The following is a 13,103-nucleotide window of genomic DNA, read 5'->3' on the forward strand; positions in this document are numbered from 1 at the left end:
GTAAGATAGAGAAAATAAACGACGGGGGGCTGATTATAGCAATGGCTCAGACGGAATCCCGCAACTTCGGGCATGCCACGGAGAAACCGCCCGGAATCGTTCGCTTCTTCCGGCAGTGGGACATTCAACTGATGGTATGGCCGGGTTTGCTCTTCTTGCTTGTCTTCAGCTACATCCCCATGTACGGCGTGCTGATGGCCTTCCAGGACTACAGCTTGTTCAAAGGCTTCTTCGGCAGTCCCTGGGTCGGCTTCAAGCACTTCGAGATGTTCTTCGGAGCCCCCGAATTCTGGAACGTTATCCGCAATACGATCGTCATCAGCCTGCTGAAGCTTCTGATCGGGTTCCCCGCGCCGATCCTGCTCGCCCTCATGCTGAACGAGATTCGCGGCCGTGTCTTCAAGCGGTCGATCCAGACGATCAGCTACCTTCCCCACTTTCTCTCCTGGGTCATCGTATCGGGCATCGTCGCCTCGATCCTGTCGACGGAGAACGGCAGTCTCAACATGCTGCTTCAGAGCCTGAACCTGATCCAAGAACCGATCAATTTCCTCTCCATGCCCGAGTATTTCTGGTCGATCCTCGTCGTCACCGACGTCTGGAAGGAGATCGGCTTCTCCTCCATCGTCTATCTGGCCGCGATCGCGGGCGTCGATCCCCACCTGCACGAAGCCGCCGCGGTGGACGGGGCCAGCCGGCTGCGGCAGATGTTCTCGATCACCCTTCCCGCGATCATGCCGGTTATCGTCGTCTTCCTGATCCTGGCCATCGGCAGCCTGCTGAACGCCGGATTCGAGAATATCCTGCTGCTCGGCTCGAACCCCGTGCTGCGGGACGTCAGCGACGTGCTCGACACGTACGTCTACCGGATCGGCATCCAGAACTCCCGCTATTCTTACGCGACCGCGGCGGGATTGTTCAAGGCCGTGATCAGCGTCGGCTTGCTCGTCGCGGCCAACTATCTGGCCCGTCGTTCGGGCAACAGCCTATGGTAGGAAGGGGGAGAGCATCATGATCAAACTGTCGACCGGAGACCGCGCGCTGCTCATCGGGATTTACGCGTTCCTGATCGTCCTGGGCTTCGCCGCCTTCTACCCGTTCTGGAACGCGGCCATCGTCTCCTTCAACGAAGGGACGGACACGATGAAGGGCGGCGTCACGTTCTGGCCCCGGGAGTTCACGCTGGACAATTACCAGATCGTATTCGAAGACAGCCGACTCGTCAACGCGTTCGTGATCTCCATCCTGAGGACCGCGGCCGGCACGCTGCTCGGCATCCTGCTGACGGCTATCTTCGCTTACGGCATGACCAAGCGCGAGCTGATCGGACGCAAGTATTACATGATTTTCTGCATCGTCACGATGTATTTCAGCGGCGGCCTCATTCCGAGCTTCCTGCTTATCCGCGAGCTCGGGCTGTTCAACACCTTCTGGGTCATGGTCATCCCGGGGCTCATCAGCGTGTGGGACATGATCATCTTCCGGACGTTCTTCATGGGCTTGCCGGGAGGATTGGAAGAGTCCGCCAAAGTGGACGGCAGCTCGAACTGGGGCATTCTGTTCCGCATCGTGCTTCCGCTGTCGGGTCCCGTCATCGCCACGCTGTCGCTTTTTACGGCGGTCTATCATTGGAACGAGTGGTTTACGCCCAGCATCTATATCAGCAACGCGGACCTGCTCCCGATTCAGACGAAGCTCCAGCAGATTCTCAACTCGAACATCATGAGCGAGCAGATGCAGCAGATGGATTCGGCCGCGCAAGGACGCATCAACAAGATGCGGACGATCACGTCGAAGTCGCTGTCGATGGCGACGATGATGGTCGCGACGCTCCCGATTCTGTGCGTGTACCCGTTCGTTCAGAAGTACTTCGTCAAAGGCGTTCTCGTCGGCTCGCTCAAGGAATAGCATCGCACGGCCGTCTTAGGGTTCAACGGCGCTGGCGCCTTAACCGGGTCCCTATTGAGGACTCCTATATCTACCCATACCGGAGGGAGAGAAGAGCAAATGAAGGTTCGAAACAAACGCTTTACGTTATCCATGACGGGGGTATTGTCGGCAGCTCTTATTCTATCGGGGTGCAGCTCGGACAACGGCAACGAGGCTTCGCCCTCCCCGAGCGAGCCGCCGGCAAGCGGCAGCGCTTCGGCGGAAGCGACGGGAGAGGTCTACCAACTCGGCGCGAAGGATCTGGAGTTCTCCTTCTACGGCAACTACGACTGGTATACGATGCCCAACTGGGGCGAGGACGAAGCCTCCAAGTGGATCAAGGAGAACAAGAAGGTCAACGTCGTCCCGGTCGGCTCCGGCGGCAACGCGGCGCAGAAGCTGAGCACGATGATCGTCTCCGGCGAGCTGCCCGACGTTATCTGGACGGAGCGCGGGGCGGACGTCGAGAAGCTGCGGGCGGCCGGCATGCTGGTGCCGTACGACGATTACCTGGAGAAGTATCCGAATCTCAAGAAGTGGGCGGGAGAGTCCACCCTGGACATGCTTCGTTCGCCCGACGGCAAAATCTATCAATTCCCGAACTGGTACACGACGCAGCCGAACGGCAACACGGGCTATCTGGTGAACAAGAAGATCTACAACGAGCTGGGCGCCCCCAAGCTGGAGACGATCGACGACCTTTACGATTATCTGAAGCTCGTCAAAGAGAAATACCCGAATATCATTCCGCTGGAGGGAGGCCAGTCGGCGGAAGCGATCGACATTCTATCCTCCGCATACGCCGAGAACCGCCCATATTTGTTCAGCGCGGCCGGCATGATGGCGATCCCCCAAGACGGCAAGATGACATCCGTATTCAAGGACGAACCGTTCCGCCAGTCGGTCGCGTTCGGGGCGAAGCTGTACCGCGAGAAGCTGCTTAACGCGGACACGTTCAGCCAGCCTCTCGAGCAGGTGGAGCAGAAGATCGTCAACGGCCAAATCGCGGTGTATGCCGCTTCGAGCCCGACCGAGTTCGGAGCGATCGGCAACGCCATGCTGAAGGAGAAGGATCCGGATGCCGGCTACATCATGGTCTGGCCGATCCACAAGGAAGGGCTCGACAAGAACAAAATTTTCACCGGTTACTATAACCAGCTTGGCTGGAACGTCAGCGTCATTACGAAGAGCGCCAAGGATCCGGAAGCGATCTTCGCCTTCCTCGACTGGATGACCGGGCCGGAAGGACAGCGCGTGATCATGTGGGGGCCCGAGGGAATGTATTGGGACGGCGTCGACGGAGAGGATGCGCCGCTCTTCACCGACAAGTTCACGAGCGACACGAAGGGCCGCGACGAGCTGATGAATTCGACGGTCAACCTGCAATGGGTCGGCAACACGGTCTACGTCGACAATTCGAAGATGAAGTTCGAATCGACTCTGCCCGAAGACAAGAAGAGCTGGGAGACGAAGTGGCAGTCGGAGATCACTTGGAAAACGCAGTACAACACGACGGAGTTCGTGAACCTCGAACCCGCCGGAGACTCCGACGAAGGCATTATCGCGCAGAGCGTCAAGGAGATTTACGAGAAGGCGCGGGCTCAAGCGATTCTGAACACCAAGAGCGACGAGGAAGTATTCGCCGTTCTGGACAAAGCCGAAGAGGATGCCCAGAAGGTCGGCTACGAAAAGCTGCTAGCTTATAAGACGACCAAATGGCAGGAGAACTTAAGCAAGCTGAAATAACGGCCTTGTCATCATCATCTTGTCATAACCATCACGGAAAACGGAAGGCGGCGAAGTCGGTTGGCCGGACGGCATGGCGCTTGTGGGGCGCGGTTCGGCGGCCGGCTTCGTCGCGCGTAAGGAGGCGAAGTCGTGACTTACTATATGGGCGTAGACGGAGGCGGCAGCAAGACTCTCGCGGTCGTCTGCGACGAAACCGGGACGATCGTGGGCCGCGGCTACAGCGGCTGCGGGAACCATCAGCTCGGGCCCGAGCTCGCCAAAGCGAGCATTCGGGAGGCGGTCGAAGGGGCGCTCGGCGCGGCGGGCCTTGCCCGCGGCGATATCGCGTACACCGTCTACGGACTGGCGGGCGCGGACAGGGAAGCGGATTTCCGGATCCTGCGCCCGCTGCTCGCCGATCTGGGGCTGGAGCCGCACGCTATCGTCTGCGACACCGTTATCGGCTTGCGGGCGGGCACCCGGCAGCCGGACGGGGTCGTGCTCGTCTGCGGCAGCGGCACCAACTGCTACGGCATGAACAAGAGGGGGGACTCGCTGCAGTGCGGGGGCTTCGGCTATGTTTACGGGGACTTCGGCGGAGGCGGGGACCTGGCGGTCGAGGCGTTCCGCACCGTGATCCGGGCGTGGGAGGGCCGCGAGAAGCCGACCCTGCTGACGGACGCCGTGCTGAAGTCGCTCGGATATGCTTCGGTCGAGGCCATGTTCCACGACTTCCTCGATCGCGGAGCGAACGTTCCCCGCCGTCTCGCCGAGCAGCTGTTCGCCGTGGCGGAGCGGGACGAAGCGGCCCGCGCGATCCTGCGCCGGCAAGGAACCGAGCTGGGCCTCGCGGCCGTCGCGACGATTCGCCGCCTTGGCATGGAGGCGGACCGGTTCGATCTCGTGCTTGTCGGAAGCGTTCTGACGCGGGGCGACAGCCGGTTCGTGGTCCCTTACATCAAGGAGCTCGTTCAAGAGATCGCTCCGGGCTGCGCCCTTCGCGTTCTGGAGATCGAGCCGGTCGGCGGCGCCCTTCTTCTCGCGATGGAGCGCCGGGGAGTCGAAGTGCCGGATTCCGTCTTTGACCGATTCGGTCTCTCGTTGGCCGTGAAGGCCTCAATCTCGGAAGGTCAAGGAGGAGAAGACGAATGAAAATAGCGGTGATCGGCGGGGGCTCTTCCTACACGCCGGAGCTCATCGAAGGATTTATTGCGAACCATGACAAGCTTCCGGTGACGGAGATCGTCCTGGTCGACATCCCGGCGGGAGAATGGAAGCTGAATATCGTCGGCAGCCTGGCGCAGCGCATGGTCGCGCGCTCCGGCTTGCCGATCAAGGTATCTACGACGTTGGATCGCCGTTCGGCGCTGGCGGGGGCGAGCTTCGTCTCGACGCAGATGCGGGTGGGCTTGCTGGAAGCGCGCGCGTGGGACGAGACGATTCCGCTGCGCTACGGGATGATCGGGCAGGAGACGACGGGACCCGGGGGCATGATGAAGGCCCTGCGGACGATTCCGGTTCTGCTCGATATCGCGCGCGACATGGAGGAGCTGTGCCCGGACGCTTGGCTGCTCAACTTCACGAATCCGGCCGGCATGGTGACGGAGGCGATCCTGAAGCACTCCCGCATCCGGTCGGTCGGGCTTTGCAATTCTCCGATCGGCGCCTACAAGTGGCTGTCGGGGCTCTACCGGGTGCCGGCGGACCGCATTCATTGCGAATTCGTCGGGCTTAACCACCTGCACTGGATCAGCGTCATCGAGATCGACGGCGAATCCAAGCTGCCCGAGCTGCTGGCGAACCGCGACGGCTATTCCGCCAAGAACGTGCCGCAATTCGGCTGGAACGCGGAGCTGCTGAAGTCCCTCGGGGCGATTCCTTCCTATTACTTGAAGTATTTCTACCTGCACCGCGAGCTTCTGGCGGAGCAGCAGGCCGCCGCGGCCAAGGGCGAGACCCGCGCCGAGACGGTCAAGCGGCTGGAGGATGAGCTTTTCGACATCTACCGGGACGAGCAACTGGCGGAGAAGCCGAAGCAGTTGGAGCAGCGGGGCGGCGCGTATTATTCCGAGGCGGCGGTCAACTTGATGGTGTCGCTGCACAACGACACCGGCGACGTTCAAACGCTGAACGTTCGCAATGACGGCATCCTCGGCTTCCTGCCCGACGACGCCTGCATCGAGGTCAACTGCGTCGTCACCGCGAACGGACCGGTTCCGCAGCCGGTCACGGTCGTGCCGCCGTCGGTCGTCGGCCTCATCCACGCGGTGAAGACGTACGAACGGCTGGCGATCGAGGCGGCCGTGACCGGAGACGCGGGCAAGGCGCTGCTCGCGCTGTCCCATCACCCGCTCGTGCCTTCGGCGAACGACGCGCAGCGGATGCTGGAGGAGATGCTGGAGAGAAACAAGGCTTACCTTCCGCTCTTTTTTCCATCCTGATTTGTTTCCTAATAAGCGACAATGACTTGAATAACGCAGAACGGCGGCTCCGGGATGAACTCCCCGGAGCCGCCGTTTTATTCGGATAATGCCGTTACAGACCCGCGATTAATTCCTTGATCTCGCTGTCGGTCTCCAAGGCGCGGATAATAAGCGTCACCGCTTCCGCGCGGGTAACGCTGTTGCCGGGAGCGAACAGGGAGTCCGAGATCCCTTGCACCAGACGGGCCGCGGCCGCTTGCTTAATCGCATTCGCTGCCCAGTAGCTGCCGCTCAAGTCGGCGAAGCTGGCCGGCGTGCCGGTCGAGATCGCGCTTAGATTCACGATGCGAGCAATGATTGCAACCATCTCGGCTCGGGAGATCGTATCGTTCGGTTTAAAGCTGCCGTTCGCATAACCGGTCACGATTCCCTTCTCCGCAAGGGCGCCGATGGATCCGGCGGCCCAATTGGAGCCCGTATCCGTGAAGGGGGCCGAGGATGCGCTTGGCGGCAGCCCGAATGCGCGGACGATCATGGCTGCGAACTCCGCCCTCGATACGGGAGCGTTCGGCCGGAACGTATTGTCTTCGTAGCCGGAGACGATGCGAAGCTTTATCGCTTTGGCGATGGAGCTGCCGGCCCAATGATTACGGGTATCGCCGAACGTCTTGTTCTCGTTCTTCGTGGCGGCAATGGAGTCGCTTGCTGCACGCAGAACCGCTTCGCGGCTGACCGCGTTGGACTGGAACGGATTCGTCCGAGTCGGCGTCGGGGTCGGATCCGGCTTCGAAGCACCGCCGGTTTGTTGCCCGTCCGTATTGCCTGAAGGATCGGTCGTGCCCGCTGCAGGAGGCGGCGTCGCCGTACCCGTCGAGGCGGCGAGGTTCAGTACGATCCGGTCGGATTGGTAAACCAGTTGAGCGCTGTACGAGCTCGGAAGTCCGTTGATCTCGACGGAGGAGAACTGCCCGGTCCGTTGGTTAGCTCCGTGGCTGATCAGGGTGACGGCTCCCGTGCCCGGCACATAGCCGTCCGCGAAGTTCACGCGCAACTTCCCGCCCGCGTCGACCGCTCCCTTGACCTCGAGCGCGTCGGCCGCGCTCGCCACGTTCAGCTGCAGGGTGCCTTCCGCGGACTGTTCATAATCTCCGCCGACGGTAATCTTGCCGATTACGTTCTCCGCGAGCGTGCCGCCGTTGTTCGCGACGTCGCCGGTGCCGAAGGCCGTCGCCGAATCGCCTTCGAGCGTGCCGGCGTTCAGAACGGTGCCGCCGGAATAGGAATTGCCGCCGGTCAGCTTCAGAGTTCCGGTGCCTTCCTTCGTCAGCTTGCCGGATCCGGAGATGTCGTTCTTCCAGCTGTCGGAAGCGTGGAAGCCGCCCTTGCTAGCGTCCATCGCGACCGTGACGTCGTTTGCGAAGGAGCCGTATCCATCCGCCGCGGCGAACAGGTTCAGGCGTCCCCAGCCTTCGGGGTCGTCAAGCAGCGGGTAGCCGGACGACAGGCCGGTCGTTCCCAGAACCTCGCGGCGCTGCTCGCCGCTCAGGTAAGGCAAGCGGGTCTCCAGCAGCACTTCGGCGCCCTTCGGAACGACCATGGCTTCCGTCGTGGAGGCGATCGGCGCGAAGCCGTAGGTCAGGCGCTGGGTGAATTGGGCTTTGTTCTTCCCGTAATCGCTAAACCGGTCTTCCGCCGTGCCGGTTTGCTTCAGCAGGATGTCATGAGCTTGATCGTAAGCGGCTTGCTTCAGCTCCGCGTTGTCCGGATCGGCGAGCGTCGCCGCCGCGAGAGCGGTGGCCATGACGCGCCCGCCCATGACGTCGAGCGGGGAGTGCATGCCGGCGACGATGCGGTTGTTGCCCATCTCGGAGGCGCGGGTCAACAGCTCTTGGAACCGCTCGGGCACCGCATACGCCAGCGACAGCGCGGCGAGATACGAAGCGTTCGTATGGCCGCTGGGGAAGCCGCCGTCGGTGGCCGGCGTGGTGCTGATCGCGGGAACCAGGGCGGGCACGATGGCGGAAGTGTCGTTCAGCCAACGATAAGGGCGCATATAGCTGTAATAGTTTTTGGCCGGAGTCGTCGAAGCGTAGTTGCCTCTAAGCATTCCGATCAGGTCGACCATCTTGCCGAGCTCGGAATCGGAGTCCCCGCCTTTGTTCGTTCCGTTGCCGTCGTTGTACTTCACCGTCGTTGCGTCGTCCGGGATGCTCGTAATCGTCGTGTACGTCTTCGTCTTCTCGCGATAGACGTCCGCCAGCGAGCCGAGGCCGTCGATAGCTCCGTAGGTTTGGTTGCGGCGGTCGTCGTAATAAGCCGCGACTTCCTCTTCCGCCGTGCGGGTCTTGGCCAGGTCGGCCACGTATTGAATGTTGGCGTTCAGCACTTCGGCGTTCCGCTTCGTGCCGTTGTCCCAGGAAGTTCCCGGCGTCCACAGATCCAGGAAGCCGGACAGCGTTCCGATCGCCGGGTTGGAATAGACGGCCATATTCGCGGAGACGTTGTTCTTGTAGTTGTCGACGAAGTATCCCCATTCCGGCGCCGCGGGCAGCCGGGAGGAAGCTTCTTCGGGAGCCCCGTGGACGACAATTCCGCCGACGGAATTGGAGAGCAGCAGCACGCCCATCGCAGCCGATGCTAGCTTGTTTCTGGATTTCGTTTTCAAGTCGAGTCTACTCCTATCTCTTGGTTTCTCGGGCCGAAGCGCCCCGGAATCGGTCTCAATGTAGCACCGGGCCGCGACGGGCGGCAATATAACAATTTCCCCTTTCTATCGCTTTGGGAGGAATGAGAGAGTTATTTTACATTGGCTTAATAGAGATGCGGGATTATGGAGTAAAGGACTGAGGTATACTCTCAGCGGAAGGAGAGGAGGAGACGTCATGAAGAAGTGGAACTCCGTGTTTGCCAACCTGGCCATTTCCTATATTTCTATAGTTCTGGTCCTCGTGCTCCTGCTTTGCTCCGTCTTCTATATGTATTTCTCGAGAAATTACAAGGAAGAGCTGCGCACCCGAAACCAGCTGATCCTGGAGAACGCGGCCCAAACGATCGAGACCTCGGTGCTTCGGAGAGCCCAGCAGATCTATCTCGATATCGCCCTCAACAAAACCGTGAACGTACGCTTATTCGCCGATTCTTCCTATCGGAGCAATCATAGCAAGACGATCGACCTGCAAGAGCTGCTTAAATCGGAAGTCGTCAGCAACTCGGATATCGTGCAGGCCGTGCATCTGTACTACCCCGGTCAGAACGTCTTGCTGTCCTCTGCCTACGGCTTGAGACTCAACGCCGACCGGGAGAAAAGCAAATCTTACCTCGCGGATTGGATCGAGGGGATGCGAAACAACAAGGAGAGCAGCCTTTGGACGCCGGCTCGCATGGTTCCGCAGGACATTTACTCCAATGCGGAGGGCGGCGGAAGCCAAGCCTTGATCACTTACGCTCACGGCTACCCCTTCCAGTCGTCGGGCGAGAACAGCGACGTCATCGTTGCGATCGACGTGAAGGAGAGCGCGGTCAGCGGAGTTATTCGCAACATGATGCCATCGCAATATGCAGGCGCGTTTATTCTGAACCGCTTCGGCAACACGGTGTCCGACGCGGATAAAGAGAAGCTGGGCCGACCGAGCGACGTCAGCGCCGAAGAAATTCAGGCGGCAAAGGGGAGCGGTACGATCGATCAAGCCTCCCGCGTCGTCTCCTATCAAACCATTCCGTCTACCGGATGGAGGTTATACAGCGTCGTGTCTTCCGGCGCCTTTTACGAGAAGTCGATTTTTATCCAGAAGCTGATTCTGGGCATTTGCCTGCTGGCGATCCTGATCGGCCTCATCATGTCCGGCATTCTGGCCCGAGCCAACTACGGACCGATCAAGCGCCTGACGGCCAAGATCAAGGGTCTCCTCGGCTCCGCCTCCGAGAACGTCGCCAACGAATACCGGCTGATCGACACGGCCTTCGCCCAACTGAACGCTAAGGTTGCCAGCCTGGAGGAGACGCTGGAGGCCAACAGCTCGGCGATCCGGCACAACGTCGTCCTTAATCTGATCCGCAATGGCTATGCTCGCGAGGAATTGGCGGAGGAGTTCCCTTTCCTTGGCTTATCCCGCGAATACGGCCGCTATTGCTGCTTGATCCTCGATCCGGGGAGCGCCTTCGCGGGGATGAACTCCCGGAACTTGCAATACGCGGTATACCAGATGATCGGCCGTCTGGAGACGGCTTCGCTGCCGGACAGCCGCATCCTTGCCGAAGCGCTCCCGGATAAGAAGGTTGTCGTCATCCTTTGCGCCGATCAAGCGAGCGACGAACTTCTGCAGAGGGTCTCCCAATTCGTGGTGGCGGAGGGGAGGGAGCGGTTTAAGCTCGACTTCCAAGTGTCGTGGGGGTCTTGGGTGCAGGAGATGATCGGGCTCCATAAGAGCTACGACGAAGCCCGGATCTTGATGAAATACGCTTATTTGCTGCCGGAGACGCCCATTCTGAACGACCGCGGGCTGCTGGATCGGGAGAACAGCACGGACGAGATTCCGCAGGTCCTTCTGACGAAAATCAAAGACAAGCTGCATGCCCGGCAATCGGAGGAGCTCGCGGCGGCCGTCGAGCAGCTGGTGACGGTCATGCGGGAAGGAAGGTATTCGGCCGATTATTGCCGCTTTATTCTGGCGAATACCGTCTTCGTCTTTTCCGATTATTTGAAGAGCGTCCGCTATAAGCACCCCGACCAAGAGCATCGGGATCTCTTCGGCCAGTACAGCGAGCTGCCTCACATTCTGGCTTTTCAAGAATGGTTGTCTTCTTCGGCAGCTCTCTTTATCTCCCATATGGAGAAGCGGAATAGCGAGAGGGCGGTGTCCAGCCTGGAATCGGTCAAGCGATACGTTCATGACCATTTGTCCGAGGACCTATCCCTGGAGGCGGTGGCCGCCCAGGTATATTTAAGCCCCAAATACCTAAGCAAGCTATTTAAGGAAGAGATAGGCGTCACCTACACCGACTATGTCACGAGCCAACGCATGGAGAGGGCCAAAGCCCTGATCGAGACCAACAAGATGACGATCGAACAAATCGCGAGCACGGTCGGGTACGGAACGGCGGCATACTTCATTAAGAAATTCAAGGAAATGCACGGCTGCACGCCGGGGAATTACTTGCGCGCGATGGCTAAGCAAGTCTAGCCGAATCAACAAACAACCGGCGGAAGCGGCGTCTGGACGCAAGGGACCAAGGGAGGGTAATCATGGCCAAGAAGGAAGCAAGGCGCGGCGCGTTTGCGTTGCTTGCGTCGGCTCTAATGCTAGGATTCGTTGCCGGATGCGGGGGGACGCCGATGTCCCCGTCCGCCGAGGAGCCCTCGCAGGCCGCAGACCTTTCGTCCGCTCCGAGGTACGTCATATCCTGGACGATGCATCAGAACCTTCCCGTTCCCGAGGATGCGGAGATGATTCGTTACGCGGAACGGATTTTTAACGTCGATCTCGACGTCTGGAACCTGGAGAACAACCAATACGAGGCGCTCCTGGACCTGAAGCTGGCGCAGGGCGCCATCCCCGATCTGTTCCGGATCCGGCAGCCGCAGGATCTTCTCAAATACCGGCAGCAGGGCGTCTTGGCCGAGATTCCGGAGGAGATGCTGAACGAGTACGCTCCGAACCTCATGAGGGCGATCCGCGAGAATGCCCCGGACTATCGGGATTATGGCAAGATAGACGGAAAATACTACGGCATCCCGGTCATCAATCCCACGAATATTTACCGCATCCCCGTCGTCTACCGGCAGGATTGGCTGGATAAGCTCCATTTGCGGGTTCCCGAGACGCTGGCCGAGTTCGAGAAGGTCATGTACGCGTTCGCGAACGAGGATCCGGACGGCAACGGCATAAAGGATACTTACGGCCTCTCCATCGAAGGGATGAATGTCGTCTTCGGGGCTTTCGGGCAGATCGTCTTCGCCGACCAGCTTTATTTCGGGGAGAAGGACGGGAAGCTGGTCATCGGCGCCTTGGAGCCGGAGATGATGGAAGCTCTGGGCTATCTTCGGAAGTGGTACCGGGACGGGGTCGTCGATCCGGAGTTCATTACCGGAGAGAACAAGGGAGGCTATAAGCATCTCTCCCATTCCTTCATTAACGGAACCATCGGCATGACCTCCATGGGCAACTATTATCATTGGATTCAGGACGGCGATTATCAAGCCTGGGGCTCGAACGGCGAGGAGACGCCCGTGGAAGCGACCTTCAACGCAAAGGAACTGACCGCGATTCATCCGCAGGCCCGGATCGCGTTCGGCCGGCCCTTCAGCGGCCCGGAAGGCAAGCGCGGCTCCAAAGCCTACGACATGCTCATGAGCTTCACGGCGATCGGAGCCGACGCCGCCAAGGAGCCGGGCAAGCTGGAGACGATTCTGCGGATTCTCGACTACGTTAGCGCCAATCCCGACCCGGATGAATCCGCTTCGATGGAATACGGGATCGAGGGCACGCATTGGCAATGGGCAAGCTCCGCCAAGGAGGACGTTATCGTGCTCCCTCCGTACGACAAGGCCTTCAGCTATCAGAATACGATCGGCGCCAATCTGGGCATGACCGTGCCTCTTATGCCTTCCGACCGAAGAGAGAAATGGGCGGCCACCCTGGGCTTGGACGCGGACGGCATCTACAATGCGCTGGAGGTCGCGACCCCTTCCTTGATCAAATACGGTCCCGAGTTGATCAAGCTTAAGAACAAAGCCTACGTGTCCATCATAACCGGCGACAAGCCTCTGGAGTATTTTGACGAATTCGTCAAGGAGTTCATGGCGGCCGGAGGAGCCCAAGTGCTTGGGGAAGCGAACGAATGGCATGATCTTCATGCCGCGAAATGAGGGGCGGGCAAGCGCGGCCAGCGCGATAATGCGATTAGAGGAAGGCATTCGCCCGGAAGGCCTTCTTTTTTTCCGTTCAGGCGGTTCAACTGCCCCCGAAGCGGGTAAGGGGTAATGAATGGAGTCTGCGCGGTCGGAAGCGGGAAGCTTGCTTGGAC

The 13,103-nt window shown here is 59.9% G+C and carries 8 protein-coding genes; 7 read left to right on the forward strand and 1 reads right to left on the reverse strand.

Annotated elements, in window-relative coordinates; translation table 11 throughout:
• Positions 1-41: 41 nt before the first annotated feature.
• The 5 genes from H7B67_RS09165 to H7B67_RS09185 all read left to right on the forward strand — a co-directional run bounded on the left by H7B67_RS09165 (position 42) and on the right by H7B67_RS09185 (position 6,098).
• Complete coding sequence (locus H7B67_RS09165; RefSeq protein WP_185119502.1) at positions 42-995, forward strand: ABC transporter permease; 954 nt, start codon at positions 42-44, stop codon at positions 993-995.
• Positions 996-1,011: 16 nt separating this feature from the next.
• Positions 1,012-1,908: a carbohydrate ABC transporter permease gene (locus tag H7B67_RS09170; protein ID WP_185119503.1), complete on the forward strand. Its 897-nt coding sequence runs from the start codon at positions 1,012-1,014 to the stop codon at positions 1,906-1,908.
• A gap of 99 nt (positions 1,909-2,007) precedes the next feature.
• A complete protein-coding gene (locus H7B67_RS09175) occupies positions 2,008-3,675 on the forward strand; it encodes an extracellular solute-binding protein (protein ID WP_185119504.1) in 1,668 nt (555 codons plus the stop codon).
• A gap of 132 nt (positions 3,676-3,807) precedes the next feature.
• The gene (locus H7B67_RS09180; protein ID WP_185119505.1) at positions 3,808-4,809 is read left to right on the forward strand and encodes a BadF/BadG/BcrA/BcrD ATPase family protein; all 1,002 of its coding nucleotides are present in this window, start codon (positions 3,808-3,810) and stop codon (positions 4,807-4,809) included.
• Positions 4,806-6,098 carry a 6-phospho-beta-glucosidase gene (locus tag H7B67_RS09185; protein WP_185119506.1) on the forward strand — a complete coding sequence of 431 codons (1,293 nt, stop codon included), beginning with the start codon at positions 4,806-4,808 and terminating at the stop codon, positions 6,096-6,098. Before H7B67_RS09180 ends, H7B67_RS09185 begins: the two co-directional genes overlap by 4 nt.
• A gap of 94 nt (positions 6,099-6,192) precedes the next feature.
• Here H7B67_RS09185 and H7B67_RS09190 read toward each other — a convergent pair whose 3' ends face one another.
• Entirely contained in the window at positions 6,193-8,706 is a 2,514-nt protein-coding gene (locus H7B67_RS09190) for an S-layer homology domain-containing protein (protein ID WP_425353879.1), read from the reverse strand.
• 256 nt (positions 8,707-8,962) lie between these two features.
• Here H7B67_RS09190 and H7B67_RS09195 point away from each other — a divergent pair, with 256 nt between their 5' ends.
• Both H7B67_RS09195 and H7B67_RS09200 read left to right on the forward strand, forming a co-directional pair.
• Entirely contained in the window at positions 8,963-11,260 is a 2,298-nt protein-coding gene (locus H7B67_RS09195; protein ID WP_185119508.1) for an AraC family transcriptional regulator, read from the forward strand.
• Positions 11,261-11,322: 62 nt separating this feature from the next.
• A complete protein-coding gene (locus H7B67_RS09200) occupies positions 11,323-12,945 on the forward strand; it encodes an extracellular solute-binding protein (RefSeq protein WP_185119509.1) in 1,623 nt (540 codons plus the stop codon).
• Positions 12,946-13,103: the final 158 nt, after the last annotated feature.

Origin of the sequence: Cohnella thailandensis, assembly GCF_014212135.1 — a bacterium.
Classification (GTDB): Bacteria; Bacillota; Bacilli; order Paenibacillales; family Paenibacillaceae; genus Cohnella; species Cohnella thailandensis.